The 15,323-nt window shown below is 64.4% G+C and carries 14 protein-coding genes; 3 read left to right on the forward strand and 11 right to left on the reverse strand.

The features are described from left to right. Window positions 1-10: 10 nt before the first annotated feature. A complete protein-coding gene (gene leuC / locus DOM41_RS15920) occupies window positions 11-1,459 on the reverse strand; it encodes a 3-isopropylmalate dehydratase large subunit (protein ID WP_110687836.1) in 1,449 nt (482 codons plus the stop codon). Window positions 1,460-1,697: 238 nt separating this feature from the next. On the opposite strand from leuC, the gene DOM41_RS15925 reads away from it, so the two are divergent. Beyond that, complete coding sequence (locus DOM41_RS15925; RefSeq protein WP_110687837.1) at window positions 1,698-2,579, forward strand: LysR family transcriptional regulator; 882 nt, start codon at window positions 1,698-1,700, stop codon at window positions 2,577-2,579. 96 nt (window positions 2,580-2,675) lie between these two features. On the opposite strand, the gene aroC is transcribed toward DOM41_RS15925, so the two are convergent. Both aroC and prmB read right to left on the reverse strand, forming a co-directional pair. Next, on the reverse strand, window positions 2,676-3,767 hold the full coding sequence (gene aroC / locus DOM41_RS15930) for a chorismate synthase (protein ID WP_110687838.1): 1,092 nt from the start codon (window positions 3,765-3,767) through the stop codon (window positions 2,676-2,678). Window positions 3,768-3,857: 90 nt separating this feature from the next. Continuing rightward, the gene (gene prmB / locus DOM41_RS15935; protein ID WP_110687839.1) at window positions 3,858-4,808 is read right to left on the reverse strand and encodes a 50S ribosomal protein L3 N(5)-glutamine methyltransferase; all 951 of its coding nucleotides are present in this window, start codon (window positions 4,806-4,808) and stop codon (window positions 3,858-3,860) included. A 240-nt stretch (window positions 4,809-5,048) separates the two neighbouring features. Here prmB and DOM41_RS15940 point away from each other — a divergent pair, with 240 nt between their 5' ends. Next, window positions 5,049-5,630, forward strand: a complete 582-nt coding sequence (locus tag DOM41_RS15940) for a Smr/MutS family protein (protein WP_110687840.1) — start codon at window positions 5,049-5,051, stop codon at window positions 5,628-5,630. A 101-nt stretch (window positions 5,631-5,731) separates the two neighbouring features. Here DOM41_RS15940 and DOM41_RS15945 read toward each other — a convergent pair whose 3' ends face one another. Both DOM41_RS15945 and DOM41_RS15950 read right to left on the reverse strand, forming a co-directional pair. After that, window positions 5,732-6,610, reverse strand: a complete 879-nt coding sequence (locus DOM41_RS15945; RefSeq protein ID WP_110687841.1) for an alpha/beta fold hydrolase — start codon at window positions 6,608-6,610, stop codon at window positions 5,732-5,734. Next, complete coding sequence (locus DOM41_RS15950) at window positions 6,600-7,400, reverse strand: alpha/beta fold hydrolase (RefSeq protein ID WP_110687842.1); 801 nt, start codon at window positions 7,398-7,400, stop codon at window positions 6,600-6,602. Before DOM41_RS15950 ends, DOM41_RS15945 begins: the two co-directional genes overlap by 11 nt. A 246-nt stretch (window positions 7,401-7,646) precedes the next feature. On the opposite strand from DOM41_RS15950, the gene DOM41_RS15955 reads away from it, so the two are divergent. Further along, window positions 7,647-8,594 carry an AEC family transporter gene (locus tag DOM41_RS15955; protein WP_110687843.1) on the forward strand — a complete coding sequence of 316 codons (948 nt, stop codon included), beginning with the start codon at window positions 7,647-7,649 and terminating at the stop codon, window positions 8,592-8,594. Window positions 8,595-8,671: 77 nt separating this feature from the next. On the opposite strand, the gene DOM41_RS15960 is transcribed toward DOM41_RS15955, so the two are convergent. The 6 genes from DOM41_RS15960 to DOM41_RS15985 form a co-directional block, all read right to left on the reverse strand. Next, window positions 8,672-9,361 carry a FadR/GntR family transcriptional regulator gene (locus tag DOM41_RS15960; protein ID WP_245391879.1) on the reverse strand — a complete coding sequence of 230 codons (690 nt, stop codon included), beginning with the start codon at window positions 9,359-9,361 and terminating at the stop codon, window positions 8,672-8,674. Window positions 9,362-9,511: 150 nt separating this feature from the next. Next, a complete protein-coding gene (locus DOM41_RS15965; RefSeq protein WP_110687845.1) occupies window positions 9,512-10,312 on the reverse strand; it encodes an NAD-dependent epimerase/dehydratase family protein in 801 nt (266 codons plus the stop codon). Window positions 10,313-10,376: 64 nt separating this feature from the next. Beyond that, window positions 10,377-11,657, reverse strand: a complete 1,281-nt coding sequence (locus DOM41_RS15970; protein WP_110687846.1) for a TRAP transporter large permease — start codon at window positions 11,655-11,657, stop codon at window positions 10,377-10,379. Window positions 11,658-11,659: 2 nt separating this feature from the next. Next, window positions 11,660-12,196 carry a TRAP transporter small permease gene (locus DOM41_RS15975; protein ID WP_110687847.1) on the reverse strand — a complete coding sequence of 179 codons (537 nt, stop codon included), beginning with the start codon at window positions 12,194-12,196 and terminating at the stop codon, window positions 11,660-11,662. 63 nt (window positions 12,197-12,259) lie between these two features. Next, the gene (locus DOM41_RS15980) at window positions 12,260-13,282 is read right to left on the reverse strand and encodes a TRAP transporter substrate-binding protein (RefSeq protein WP_110687848.1); all 1,023 of its coding nucleotides are present in this window, start codon (window positions 13,280-13,282) and stop codon (window positions 12,260-12,262) included. A 206-nt stretch (window positions 13,283-13,488) separates the two neighbouring features. Beyond that, window positions 13,489-15,276 carry a sensor domain-containing diguanylate cyclase gene (locus DOM41_RS15985; RefSeq protein WP_110687849.1) on the reverse strand — a complete coding sequence of 596 codons (1,788 nt, stop codon included), beginning with the start codon at window positions 15,274-15,276 and terminating at the stop codon, window positions 13,489-13,491. Window positions 15,277-15,323 lie beyond the last annotated feature (47 nt).

Raw genomic sequence — 15,323 nt, forward strand, 5'->3', positions numbered from 1 at the left:
GTGCTTCTCCTCAGGCGCTCAGCGCATCGGTCGGGGCGTAGTCGTAGTCACGCACGTCAACGAAGTGCCCTTCGATCGCTGCCGCCGCGGCCATCGCCGGGCTCACCAGGTGCGTGCGCCCGCCGTAACCCTGACGGCCCTCGAAGTTGCGATTCGACGTGGAGGCGCAGCGCTCGCCGGCGCCCAGCTTGTCTGCGTTCATCGCCAGACACATCGAGCAGCCGGGCTCGCGCCACTCGAAGCCGGCTTCGGTAAAGATCTTGTCGAGCCCCTCGGCCTCGGCGAGACGCTTCACCAGTCCCGAGCCCGGCACCACCATCGCAAGCTGGATATTGGCTGCGATCTTGCGACCCTGGGCGACCTTGGCCGCTTCGCGCAGATCCTCGATGCGCGAGTTGGTGCAGGAGCCGATGAAGATCTTGTCGAGGCGGATGTCGGTGATCTTCTGCCCGGCCTCGAGGCCCATGTAGTCGAGCGCGCGAGTCATGCCGCGGCCGACAGTCTCGTCCTCGGCAGCGGCCGGATCCGGCACGTTGGCCGAGACGTTGACCACCATCTCCGGGCTGGTGCCCCAGGTCACCTGCGGTTCGATCTCCGCGGCGTCGAGCTCGACCACCTTGTCGAAGGGAGCGTCAGCGTCGGAGACCAGCTCGCGCCACGCGTCGACCGCTGCCGGCCACTGCTCGGCGCTCGGCGCGTAAGGGCGACCGCGCAGATACTCGATCGTGTTGTCGTCCACCGCGACCAGACCGACACGAGCGCCGGCCTCGATCGCCATGTTGCAGATGGTCATGCGCCCTTCCATGGAGAGCTCGCGAATCGCGCTGCCGGCGAACTCGATGGCATAGCCGGTACCGCCGGCGGTGCCGATGCGACCGATCACCGCCAGCACGATGTCCTTGGCCGTGACGCCGAGGCCGAGCTCACCCTCCACTCGCACCTGCATGTTCTTCATTTTCTGCGCGATCAGGCACTGGGTCGCCAGCACGTGCTCGACCTCGGAGGTGCCGATACCGTGCGAGAGCGCGGCGAAGGCGCCGTGGGTGGCGGTGTGGGAGTCGCCACAGACGACGGTCATCCCGGGCAGCGTCGCGCCCTGCTCCGGCCCGACCACGTGGACGATGCCCTGCCGCTCGTCGTTGATGCGAAACTCTTCGATATCGAAGCTTTCGCAGTTCGCGTCCAAGGTCTCGACCTGAATCCGCGAGACGTCGTCGAGGATGCCGGCATTGCCCGCCGAGCGCTCCTTGCGCGTGGTCGGCACGTTGTGGTCCGGCGTCGCCAGGTTGGCATCACGCCGCCACGGCTTGCGTCCCGCCAGACGCAGCCCCTCAAAGGCCTGCGGCGAGGTGACTTCGTGCAGCAGGTGGCGATCGATATAGATCAGCGCCGAGCCGTCGTCGCGGCTGGTCACCAAATGCTGCGTCCACAGCTTGTCGTAAAGTGTCTGGGCTGCCATCGGTTCTCTCCTCCGTCGCTCGCCGTCTGCGCGGCGTCGTCGACCTGGTTATCCGGGGAAGGCGGCACGGCGCCGCCTCCCGCATCCGGCGCTGCCGCGCCCGGGATCGTGATGCCACCTTACGGTTTTCGTTCGCATAAAGACAATTCATCTTTATCATGCTTTGAATTCCTTAAAGGAATGTCGGCGACAGTCACCCTCGCCTGTCGCGACCGCTCGCACCACCACGGGAGCCTTCATGGATACGCAGAGCCTTCAGGCCTTTATCGCGGTGGCGGACCTGCACTCGTTTTCGCTCGCCGGTGAGCAGCTTCATCTCACCCAGCCCGCCATCAGCAAGCGTATCGCCACGCTGGAGTCGCAGACCGGCGCCAAGCTCTTCGATCGGATCAACCGCCGCGTCGGGCTCACCGAGGCGGGCCGGCTACTGCTACCCCGGGCGCGGCAGATTCTGCAGCTGGTCGAGGACAGCCGGCGCCAGCTCACCAACTTGAGCGGCGAGGTGCGCGGCAGTCTGACGCTGGCCACCAGTCACCACGTCGGGCTGCATCGACTGCCCCCGGTGCTCAAGGCGTTCACTCAGGCCTACCCGGACGTTGAGCTCAACCTGCGCTTTCTGGACTCCGAGCAGGCCTATCATGGCGTGCTCTCCGGGGAGATCGAGCTGGCCGTGGTGACGCTTGCGCCGCAGCCGAACCCGCAGGTGGAGTCGATTCCCATATGGGTCGACCAGCTCCGCTTCGTCTGCGCCCCTGAGCACCCGCTCGCCGGGCGCGGTTCGCTTTCGCTTGCCGACCTGGTCGACTACCCGGCAGTCCTGCCCGGGCCGCTGACGTTCACCCGGGATATCGTCGTCGACGCCTTCACCCGGGCGGGGCTCGCCGTCGAGGTGGCGCTATCGACCAACTATCTGGAGACGCTCAAGATGATGGCGAGCATCGGGCTCGGCTGGAGCGTGCTGCCCCAGCGCATGATCGATGGCGAGATCGTGGCGCTCGAGGTGGCACACCCGGCGATCGTTCGCCGACTGGGCTATCTGGTTCACACCGAACGCACGCTTTCCAATGCCGGTCGCGCGATGATCGCCGAGCTGGAGACGGCCCGTCTGTCGCTCGATTGACCCTACTCTCGTCGCCGGTGCCGTTCTCCGCGCCCCCTAACGACGAAAGGCCCCTCTCGGGGCCTTTCGTCATGACAGTAGAGACGTCGGGCCGCCTCAACGCTGACCGAGCTGAGGCGTATCGACGTGAACGTCGGCGTTCTGGCCGCGGTGACGCAGCCAGTGATCCATCAGCGTCAGCGCCATCATCGCCTCGGCGATGGGCGTAGCGCGAATCCCGACGCAGGGGTCATGGCGGCCCTTGGTGACGACTTCCGTCGCATGGCCGTCGACATCGATGGAGCGCCCGGGCTGGGTAATGCTCGAGGTCGGCTTGAGCGCCAGATGGGCAACGATCGGCTGGCCGCTGGAGAGCCCGCCGAGCACCCCCCCGGCGTGGTTGGAGAGAAAGCCTTCCGGCGTCATCTCGTCGCGATGCTCGCTGCCGCGCTGCGAGACCGTCGCGAAGCCGTCGCCGATCTCTACTCCCTTGACCGCGTTGATCCCCATCAGGCCATGCGCCAGATCCGCATCGAGGCGGTCGAACACTGGCTCGCCAAGCCCCACCGGCACGCCCTCGGCGACGACCGTGATCCTGGCGCCGACGCTGTCCTGGTCGCGGCGTAGCTGATCCATGTAGGCTTCGAGCGCCGGCAACCTCTCCGGGTCCGGGCAGAAGAAGGGGTTGTCGTCGACGCCCTCCCAGCTCTTGAAGTCGATCTCGAGGGGGCCGAGCTGGCTCATGTAGCCGCGAACGCTGACGCCCCGGGTGGCCAGCCACGCCTTGGCGATGGCGCCCGCGGCAACCCGCATCGCCGTTTCGCGGGCGCTCGAGCGGCCCCCGCCGCGATAGTCACGAACGCCGTATTTGTGGTGATAGGTATAGTCTGCATGCGCCGGGCGGAACTGATCCTTGATCTTCGAATAGTCCTTGGAGCGCTGATCGGTATTCTCGATCATCAGCCCGATCGGTGTTCCGGTGGTTTTCCCCTCGAAGACACCCGAGAGAATGCGCACGGCATCCGGCTCGCGGCGCTGGGTGGTGTGCCGCGATGACCCGGGGCGACGGCGATCGAGATCTCGCTGCAGCATCGACTCATCGAGCACTAGCCCCGGCGGGCAGCCGTCGACGATGGCGCCAAGCGCGGGGCCGTGACTCTCACCGAACGTCGTGACGGTGAACAGCTTGCCGAAGGTATTGCCGGACATGCGCGATCCTCGATGATGGGGGGTGACGGTCGGCCCGCTGACGCTGGCCGTTCGATGCGTCGAATGAGTGCGTGACGAGTGCCGACGGTCTCAGACCGGCTCGGCGGCAAAGGTGTCGGCATGCGCGTCCAGCGCCTCGGCGGAGAGGGCAAAAACCCCCTCGCCGCCGCGCTCGAACTCGAGCCATAGAAATTCGACCTCGGGAAAGGCGGCCTCGAGATGACGCTGGGAGTTGCCGACTTCGACGATCAGTACGCCGCCATCGTTGAGGTAGGTTCGCGCCTCGCGCAGGATGCGTCGCACGATGTCCAGGCCGTCGCGACCGGCCCCGAGCGCCAGGTCCGGTTCGTGGCGATACTCCGCCGGCATCGCGGAGAGATCCCGCGCGTCGACGTAGGGCGGATTGCTGACGATCAGGTCGTAGCGCTGACCCGCCACCCCATCGAAGAGATCGGAAGCGACGGCCCGCACCCGGCGCCCCACGTCGTGACGCACGATATTGGCCTTGGCAACATCCAGCGCGTCCACGCTCAGGTCGACCAGATCCACCTCGGCGGTCGGCAGGTAGAGGGCGGTGGCAATGCCGATACACCCCGAGCCCGTGCAGAGGTCGAGCACCCGCGCCGGCGGCATCTCGAACCAGGGCGCGAAGCCCTGCTCGATCAGCTCCGCGATGGGCGAGCGCGGGATCAGCACACGCTCGTCGACTTCGAAGGGGAAGCCGGCAAAGAACGACTCGCCCAGCAGATACGGCAGCGGCAGGCGCGATTCGACGCGTTGACGCACCAGCCCGACGATGCGCTGGCGTTCGGAGGCCAGCAAGCGAGCATCGAGCACCGCCGGATCGACGTCCCACGGGAGATGCAGCGCGCCGAGGACCAGCGCGACCGACTCGTCCCAGGCACTGTCGGTGCCGTGACCGAAATGCAGTCGGTGCGCGTGAAATTCACTGGTGGACCAGCGCAGGCAGTCGCGAATGCTGATCAGGTCGGTGGCGAGGGCATCGTCGCTGAGCGCAAGGCTCGACGGCATCGAAGACATGGGAAAAGGCTCGTGGGGCGAAAAACGGAGCCCGATTGTACCTGCATGTTGCGCTACATGGCACCGGGAGACGCTTGCGCCCTCCCCGCGGTGACACTGACAAGGCAAATCCGCCCGGAACCGATTACCCTAGGCGCCTTCGAGATCACAATGCCCGCCTTGGGTCGCCCATGGCACACGGCCCTCGGCGCAACCCGACGCTTTCAGCAATCCACTCGGCAGGTATAGAGGCAGGCCGCGATGACCCAGTTTCCCGATGACGATGACGACCACAACGCCTTTCGTCAGGCGCTGGAAGCCGCCGGCGTGCGCAAGCTGAAAACCAACCGCGCCAACGTCGGCCGTCCCCGCAAGACGCCGCCCGGCGCCGCGGCGCGCCGGGCGGCGGCGACGCAGGCCACGACGGCCGCCCGCTCGCAGCTCTCCGATGGCGGTGTCGAGGCGGTCACGCCGCATCAGCGACTCGAATTTGCGATTCCCGATCTGCCCGCGCGGACCTTCGCCAAGCTCAAGCGCGGCCAGATCGGCTGGGAAGGCGGTCTCGATCTCCACGGCTACACCATCGACGAAGCCCGGCTCGAGCTGGAGGCGTTCATCGATGACGCCCTCGCCACCCGCGCACGCTGCGTACTGGTGGTTCACGGCAAGGCCCGGGGCACCCGCGCCAGCGGCGTCGACTATCCGGTGATCAAGAGCCACGTCAACGCCTGGCTCAAGCACTGGTCCCGAGTGCTGGCGTTCTGCTCGGCCAGTGACGTCGACGGCGGCACGGGCGCGGTCTACGTCCTGCTGCGCACGCGCGACGACCGTGACGAGCGCTGATTGCGACACGCTCTGACGCTCCGCATTCATCCACCCCCGCACGGTTCGCTCCGCACCGACTGCGATTCCCGCAAGCCCTCGCCGACGGCTTTCGCTCACTGTCAGCCGGCAGCCGCCATCTGGCGTCGGGTCCAGGCGACGATCTCTGCCGCGACGGCCGCAACCTGCAGCCGCTCCAGATGCAGGTGATGACCGCCCGCTAGAACGCGACGGGTGAGCTGTGGCATGCGCTGACGCGCTGTCGCGGCGAGCGCTTGTCCCGCCAGCACCCCCTGGGTCGCCTGCACCAACAGGGCCGGCGCCACCACCCGCTCGACCGTGTGCAGCGCCTGTGCCGGCGTGAGTCGCGACAGCGACGGCCAGGTCAGGCGGCGATCGGTGCGCCACTGGAAACGGCCATTGGCATCTCGGGCGAGATTACGCTCGACGATGGGACGCGCCGACGCTTCGTCCAGCCGCGTTACCCCCCCGCTTACCCTGGCCGCGACGGCCGCCTCGACGCTGTCGAACCCGCGACTCTCGGCACGGACGCGCCGGCGCGACTGCAGCGCCAGGCGCAACTGGTCCATGCCCTCTTCGACCTCGACGGTGGTGCCGATCAAACCGTCGATCAGCACCAGGCGCTCGACCCGCTCCGGTAGCGCGGCCGCCAGTTGGGTGGCGATGCTCGCACCGAGCGAGTGCCCCAGCAGCGTCACCGACTCAAGGGCGAGCGCATCGAGAACGTCGACCACGTCCGGCAGATAGCCCAGCATCGGATAGTCCGCCCCCTCTCCCCGCGCTGCGGAATGGCCATGACCCGGCAGATCCACCGCGACCAGTCGAATATCAAGCTCCCGGACCAATAGCGGGGCGACCCGCGTGAAGCTCGCGGCATTGTCGAGCCAGCCGTGAAGCGCCAGCCAGATCGGCGCATCACGCCGTCCCCAGCAGAGCGCCGCATGGCGCCCCCCGTTCAGCGATAGCGCCTCAGCCGACATGGGAAAGCGCCTCGAGCGAGGCGAGCGCATCGACAATCCCCGCGCGGGTGGCCTCGGGATGCTCGAAAGGAAACATGTGGCCACCGGGCACCTCGTGGACGGTCACCCCGAGGCGCGAGAGCGCGCGACGCCTTGGCGGCGTGAGAAGCGCCGAGCGATCACCGGCGAGCACGATCAACGGCACCTCGAGGCGCTTGAGCACGCCACCGAGATGATCCGGGAGATGGCGGAACACCGCCGCTTCGGCTCGCGGCCTGAAGCGCAGCCTCACGGCCCCCGCGGACGCCGGTTCGGTGGCGCCGGCGACATAGTCCGCCATCGCCTCATCGGTGAAGTCCCGAAAGAGGGCGCGCTGGCGCAGCGAGCGACTCATCACCTCGCCGCTCGGCCACTGGTCGCGGCGCCGCAGGGCTTTTCGCGCCGGCGTCATGCGGTCGGCAAAGCCGGTCAACTTGGCGAGCTTGAGCGCCAGCGCGTCACGCCCGAGCAGCAGCGGCGGGTCGAGTGCGACGACGGCGCGGAACCGGGACGGCGCCCGCACTGCCGCCATGATCGAGAGCACGCCACCCATGGAGTGACCGACGCCGATGAACGGCGCGGGGATGCCTTGTGTCTGGTCGAGATACTCATCACAGAGCGACGACCAGTTGCGATCGACCGGGAAGGCGGGGTCGTGCGCGAGGCAATCCAGCGGATAGAGCGAGAAGCGCTCGGCCAGCGGATCCAGCAGCGTGCGATAGCTCGCCCCGGTGAAGCCGTTGGCGTGGGCGAAGACCAGAGATGGACGCATCGGTTGGCAGATTCCCGTAAACTGTCGCCTTTCGTCGAATACCCACCGCCCCCGGTTTCTGCAAGACGCCTGTCGTCTCGCCACACCACGGGGGGCCGGGGGTATCCATTCGTTCGCTGATTCAAGGATTGTACCGTGCCCCGCCAAGGTTCCCACCGCGACACACGCCTGCGAAACCGTCTCTTCTGGGCCGTGCTCATTGCCGCACTCGCCGTCGGCTTCTGGTTCGTGGGGGCAGACTGATTTATGGGGCTGCTCGCCGCTTTCACGCATACCCTCGAAATCACCCTGCCCGTCTTCCTGATGGTCTTTCTCGGGCTCGGTTTGAAACGCATCGGCTGGATCGATTCCCACTTCATCACCACCGCCTCGATGCTGGTGTTCAAGGTGACGATGCCGGCACTGCTGTTTCTGAGTATCGTCAACGCCGATCTCGATCGCGCACTGCAGCCCACGCTGATCGGCTACTTTCTCGGCTACACCGTACTCAGCTTCTTTCTCGCCTGGGGCTGGGCGGCCTGGCGGCACCCGTTCGTCGAGCGCGGTATTTTTACGCAGGGGGCGTTTCGCGCCAACAACGGCATCGTGGGACTGGCGCTGGCTGCCAGTCAGTTTGGGGATTATGGCCTGTCGGTCGGCGGCATCTTCGCCGGCGCGGTCATCGTGATCTACAACATCCTCTCGGTCATCGTATTGTCGATCTATAGCGAACGGGCCGCGACCGACATGCGTTCGCTACTGAGCAATCTGGCCAAGAATCCGCTGATTCTCAGCGTGGTGTTCGCGATACCGGTGGCGTTCTTCGATATCGATCTGCCGGGCTGGCTGAGGACGTCCGGCGGCTACCTCGGCGCGATGTCGCTGCCGCTCGGGCTTATCTGCATTGGCGGCACCCTATCGGTGTCGGCCTTCAAGCGCAGCAGCACGATCGCACTCGATGCGAGTCTCTGGAAGCTGGTATGGGTACCGCTTTTCGGCGTGCTCGGGGCACTGGCGGTTGGCATTCGCGGTCCGGGGCTCGGCGTGCTGCTACTGTTCCTCGGCTCCCCCGGGGCGGCAGCGAGTTTCGTCATGGCCAAGGCCTTTCACGCCAACGACAAACTCGCCGCCAACATCATCGTGATCACGACTTTCGGCTCGATGCTCACACTGAGCCTCGGCATGATCACGCTGAAATGGTTCGGTTTTAGCTGACTGACCTGTGCCGCCGCTAAAGCCCGCTAGTCATGGATTGCAGGCGGTTCGACGGCGGGGCTGGTGGCGGGACTCGGCTACTGGTATCCCGCGTAATTGTCGTAGGCCCGTTTGAGATGGCGATACATGCTGTCGTGGGCAGCCTGGCTCTCCCCCGCGATGATCGCGTCGAGAATCTCGGCGTGCTCCCGGGCGACGCGGGCGAGATAGGCATCGACGGCGGCGGTGTCGAGTTCGACGGCGAGCAGCTTGGTACGCGGAATCGCCCCCTCGTGGAGCTGATCGTAGAGCGCCACGAAGAACGGATTATGAGTGGCGTTGACGATCGCCCGATGGAAAACGTAATCCTCATGGCGCGCCTGACTGTCACCGCTGCAGGCAGCGAGAAAGGCCCGGTGGGCGGCCTGAAGCGCATCGACGTCAGTGGGTGTGTGTCGCGTCGCCGCCAGGGCGGCGGCCTGAGCATCGAGCGTCAGGCGCAGCTCCAGCACATGCAGGATGTCTTCTACCGTCGTTGCACTGATCCGCCGGGCAGGGAACTGCCCCTCCGGCTCTGCACGCAGCACGCGCGTGCCGATGCCGCGACGCGTTTCCACCAGGCCCATCGACTTGAGATGGGCGATCGCCTCGCGCACCGCGGTTCGGCTCACGCCAAACATCTCGCAGAGCTGACTCTCGGTGGGCAGCTTGTCACCGACGGCGATCTTGCCCTGGGTAATCAATCCCTCGAGCTGCTGGGCAATCTGCCGCGACAGACTCTCCTGCATTGAAATGCGCTTTACGCTCCATGCCTGAATCGGCTCCATCGTCTCGACTACCTCGCTGGCGATGTCCTGTTTCGGCCGACCGGCGGCCGGGCGACATCGTGATGTGACATGAGGCGGCCAAGCCTAACAGCTTGGTCGCCACGTGCAGCATTAGCTGTCGTCGGGATGGCCTATCGCCGTGAATTTTCCGCCCTGAAAGACGACCTCGGGGTCGTTGGGATCGAGCGGCCCCGCCGCGGCTTCGACCTCTTCGCGCCATGGCGCGGAACTCTGCGTCGGCCGCCAGCCGAGAAACTCGGCGTGGCGGTTGTCCCACCACGTCTCGTCATTGTCCGAGACACCGTAGATCACGGTGTAGCCGAGCTTGGGGGCCTGAAAGGCGCGCACCAGGAGCGCGACGAAATCCTCGAGACCCAGCCAGGTTGCCAGCATCCGGGTGTCCTGCGGCTTCGGAAAACAGGACCCGATGCGCACGCTCAGGGTCTCGACTCCGAACTTGTCGTGATAGAGGCTCGCCAGATCTTCCCCGAAGCATTTGGACACGCCGTAGAGCGAGTCCGGCCGGCGAGGCACCTGCGTGTCGATACGCGTGGTCCGCGGGTGATAGCCGATGGTGTGATTGGAACTGGCGAAGATCACGCGGGGTTTGCCCTCGTGACGCACGGCTTCGTAAAGATTGTAGGCACCGATGATATTGGCCTGGAGAATCCCCTCCCAGGGCTTCTCGACCGAGATGCCGCCGAGATGCAGTACCCCGTCACATCCGGCGACCAGACGCCGCACCGCGGACGCGTCGGAGAGCTCGCAAGAGACGATCTCCTCATGCGCCGCCGCGTCACCGATTTCGCTGATATCGGACAGCCGCACCTGTCGCGCCAGATGGGAAAGATGCGGCCGAATGGCGCGACCCACGCCCCCCGCCGCTCCGGTGACCAGAAGTCGATTCAGCATTGCCTGCTCCTTTGAATGTGTTGTCGTGGAAGTGAAACCCAAGTCGAGAACGAAACGGTTTGCATTACCCTAACCAGTTGGGTAGCGCGAGCGACACCGCCGGCACGTAGGTGACCAGCATCAGCACCGCAAATAGCGCGATATAGAAAGGCCAGATCGTCTTCACCGTTTGCTCGATCTTGATCCCGCCGATGGCACTCCCCACAAACAGACAGCCCCCGACGGGCGGCGTGCAGAGTCCGATACCCAGGTTCATCATCATCATGATGCCGAACTGGGTCGGATCCATGCCGAACTGCTGGGCCACCGGCAGGAAGATCGGCGTACAGATCAGAATCAGCGGCGCCATGTCCATGATCATCCCCAGTCCCAGAAGCAGCAGATTGAGCATCAGCAGCACGACGATGGGGTTATCGGAGATGGAGGTCAGTCCGTTCACCAGCAGCTCGGGGACGTTGTAGAGCGCCAACAGATAAGAGAATGCCGAGGCGCAGCCGACCAGAATCATGACCAGCGCCGTCGTCTTGACCGACTGATAGACCGCCTTCTTGAACGGTTCCCAGCGCAGTTCGCGATACACCAGGCCAGTGATGACGATGGCGTAGATCGCGCCGAATGCGCCTGACTCGGTCACGGTAAGAATGCCGGAGAGCACGCCGCCAACGATGATCACGGCGGTCAGCAGCCCCGGCAGCGAGGCGAAGAAGCTGATCACCAGGGCTTCCCAGCCCGGAAACGCTTCGCCGCCGTAGCCGCGCTTGACCGCGACGAGATAGGCGGCCAGGGCCAGAGACAGGCACATCAGGACACCGGGCACGATGCCGGCCACGAACAGCTGGGTCACCGAGATGCCGCCACCGGCGGCCACCGCGTAGAGGATCATGTTGTGGCTCGGCGGGATCACGACACCGGCGATCGAAGATGTCACCGTCACATTGACGGCGTAGTCCGTGTCATAGCCTTTCTCCTTCATGACGGGGATCAGGATCGAACCGAGTGCCGAGGTGTCGGCCACGGCCGAGCCGGAGATACCGCCGAAAAGCATCGACGAGAAGACGTTGACCATCCCGAGGCCGCCCCGAACCCGCCCGACCGCCGCGGAGGCGAACTTCACCAGACGCCGGGAGATACCGCCGTGGAGCATCAGCTCGCCGGCGAAGATGAAAAAGGGAATCGCCAGCAGCGAGAACACCGAGATACCGGAGACGATGCGCTGAAAGCCGACGAAGAGCGGCAGCCCCTCGTAGAGAAAGGTGACGATCGCCGCCAGGCCGACGGCAAAGGCGATCGGCGCCCCCACGATCAGCCCCAGCAAAAAGACGCCGAATAGTATGGCAAGACCCATGATCAGCTCTCCGTACGTCGAGTCGCGGTGGTGCGCTGACCGGCGGTCAGGCGTTGCAAGGCGCTGGCTAGCGTGAAGACCACCAGCAGGACGCCGCAGACGACCAGTGGCGCGGCACGCCAGCTCTCGGAGAGCCCGATCATCGGGATCGGCCGGCCGGCGTTGTTCATCATCATCAGCCAGCCCTGCCACGCCATGATGGCGCCGAACCCCAGCACGAAGGCGTCGGACAGCGCGTGCATGACCGCCCGCAGCGCCGGCGGCGCGCCTTCACGCAGAAAGTCGATACTCAGGTGGGAGTTGAACCGCACGCCGGCCGCCGTCCCCAGACACGTGATGTAAACCACGATCAACAGGGATGACTGCTCGATCCAGGTGGGTGTGTCATTGAGGATGTAGCGACCGAAGACCAGCCAGCCGAACGATAGAATCAGAAAAACGAGTAGCACCCCGGCCACGATCAGACAGGCGCGGGCCAGCCAATCCAGCAGCCCGTCCAAGCGGGTGCCGGTGACCGTCGAATCGGTACTGTTGTTCACGTTGCATTCCTGCGATGAACGGTGAAGGGTCGACCGGCCCACCAAGGGCCGGTCGAATCAGTCTCAGGGGGTGTTGCGGATATCGTCGATGAGACTTTCCATCTCCGGATGCTCGTCGATGAATGCCTGGTATATCGGCTCCATGCGATCCTGAAATGCCTGCTTGTCGTCGATGGTGTTGATCTCGACGCCTGACGCCTCGACCACGTTGCGGCTCTCCTCGACGCGCTCATCCCATAGCTGGCGCTGCTCATCGGCGGCATTCTGGGCAGCGGCGCGCACGATCGTCTGATCCTCTTCGGAGAGCGCATCCCAGCTGGATGAGGCGACGCACAGACACTCGGGGATGATCAGGTGCTCGGTCTCGGAGAAGTACTTCGCCACCTCGTAGTGATTGCTCGACTCGAAGGAGGGAAAGTTGTTCTCGGCGCCATCGATGACACCGGTCTTGAGCGACTGGAAGACTTCGCCGTAGGACATCGGCGTGGCGTTGCCGCCGAGCGCATCGACCATCTGCACGTAGAGGTCGTTATTCATGACACGCAGCTTCAGACCCTGCACGTCATCCGGCGTCTTGATCGGGTGATCGGTGTCATAGAAGCTGCGGGCGCCGGAGCCGAACCAGGAGAGAACGACCAGGTTCTTCTCTGCCAGGGCGTCGGCAAACCGCTGGCCGATCTCGCCATCCATCACGCGATACATCTGATCGACGCCATTGAAAAGAAATGGCAGCGAAAGCACGTCCGTTTCCGGCACGATCGGACCCATCGGGCCCATGTTGAAGTTGCCGAAATCCAGCGCGCCATTGCGAGTCTGATCAATGGCATCGGGCTGATCGCCGAGTACGGCATTGTTGTAGACCCGAGGCTCGACGCGCCCGTCCGTCTTGTCGGCGACTTCGTCGGCAAAGGACTTGAGCGCCAGGGAATTGGGGTAACCGTCGGGATGCACGTTCCAACCGCGCCAGGTATCGGCCTGCGCTCCCAGGCTGCTACCCAGCAACACCCCAGCGGCGGCGAAGGTGACCCAGCGAGCGGCGGATGCATGTCTGCCGGTGTTCTTGCCGACATTGGAAACCTTGAACATATGGCGCTCCTTGATGTTTGAGGACGCTTGCTTGTTATCGCGAGCAAGGTTGCCATACATCATACTTGGGCCCCATTAGACTTTGGCAGGCACCGCTACCGTCACAATCGATCATTTTGCCGACTTTTCACGACATCAATGCCAAGCCTTTCTAAGCTGACCGTCCGTTCCCGATCTTCTGATCTCGAGCCACCTGAGGACCGATTCTATGTGGCTGGGTGATCCAGTACGTCGCACTCGCTCGTTGTGGCGATGACACTCTGGTTGCGTCCCTGGCGCTTCGCTCGATACAGCGCCTGATCCGCCAGATTCAACAATTCCCCCGGATCGAGTGAATGCTCCGGGCAGGAAGCAATTCCCCCCGATAGCGTGATACGGCCCAGCGTCCGCCCCCGATCTCTCATTGTCATCGAAGCCAGCCTGGGCAAGAGGTCATCCAGTTTGGCCTTCGCCTCCCCCGAGACGGCATTGGGCATGAGCACCACGAACTCTTCCCCGCCGAACCGGCAGACCACTTCATTATCCCGAAAGTGCGCACGCAACAGGGTTGCGACTTCGATGAGCACCGCATCGCCGGCGTCGTGACCGAAGACATCGTTGACGCGTTTGAAATGATCGATGTCCAGAATCAATAGCGAGAGGCTCGCGTTGCTGGCAGTCGTTACAAGACACGTGGTCTCGAACACGCGGTCGAAATGCCGTCGATTATGAATTCCCGTCAAGGCGTCTCGGTAGGAAAGGCCTTCCAGCTCCTCGACCAACTGGGCAAGCATCTCTGTTCGAGAGGCCACTTCCTGTTCCAGCGTCTCGTGGGATTGCGCCAGCTGACGATGAACCTGGTGGTAGTGCCGAAGGGATATGGCGACACAGGCAAGAGAGAAGGCGAGCGCCCCGTAGCTCAGGGGAATCGGCTGCCAGGGAAGAAAAGAGTGAGCCACCAGAATATCGACGAGTAGCAGCGGCGCGAAGGCGGCGAAGCTGAAGACGATCGTACGCTGGGCGCGATCCAGGCGCCGCCATTGGCGCAGCGCCAGCACCACCATGATTGGCAGCGATACCATCAACAGAGAATCGAAGACCGGGAACGTGAAACACAAGCTGACCAGCCCGGCCTGCACAAGCCCCACAACGGACAGAATGTAGACCAGGTGCAACGCCCAGAACGCCGTCATCCATCGCTTTGCCCTGCCCTCCAGCCAATGCGCCAGAATCAGCCCGACGGCCACCGGCAACACGTAATAACTGAGGGCGCGCAGCCACTCCCAGGCCATCGCATGGCTGACGATCAGCTGTCTGGCGGGCACCTCGGCGAGCAGCATGAGTCCGGAGGCGCCGGCGAAAAGGGCAATGGCACCGAACCCCCGGCGCTCGACACCGGTGACCGCAAAAATGGCCGCGAATAACGCCAGCGCTAGCGCCAACGCACTCACCGCGATATCCCAGGCCGAGCGCTGAATGATGCGTTGCAGGGCCTCGCCGCGCTCCATCACCCCCACCTCGCCCCACAACCCGATACTGGAGTAGTTGGAGAACACTCGGATCGATAACCGATGGCCGGCGGCATCCTGGGGCAATGAGACCATATGCCACGGCCAGCCAACGAATCGGATCGCGCCGGTGCCATCGAAGTCACCGTGCTGGTAGATCCGCTGCTCATCCAGATAGATCTGGGCCACGAGATCGATACTGGTGATGTAGAGGATTGGGTCGACCCACTCTCCAGCAGGCAGTGTGGTACGAAACCAGACCTTTTCCCGGCCTTCACGACCGGGCGGGTTGGCGGGAAAAGCGATGTCATGCCAATCGGGCGAGTCTTGCGTCAGCCAGAGCGGGACCCCCTCCTCATCGACCGCTGAATCTCCCCAACGATACTGCCAGCCCATCGGCGACGAGGCCGGTGAATCCGGGCCGAGCGTATACGGCAGCCCAATCGCGATGAAAAGGCCTGGAATCAGAAGCAAAGCGAGAAAAGCCGGAAGGCCAAGCGGACGCATGATGAGTTCCCGATCATCGAGGACTCACAGTCTAAGGAAACAAAATG

It is taken from the genome of Salinicola aestuarinus (assembly GCF_003206645.1).
GTDB lineage: Bacteria > Pseudomonadota > Gammaproteobacteria > Pseudomonadales > Halomonadaceae > Salinicola > Salinicola aestuarinus.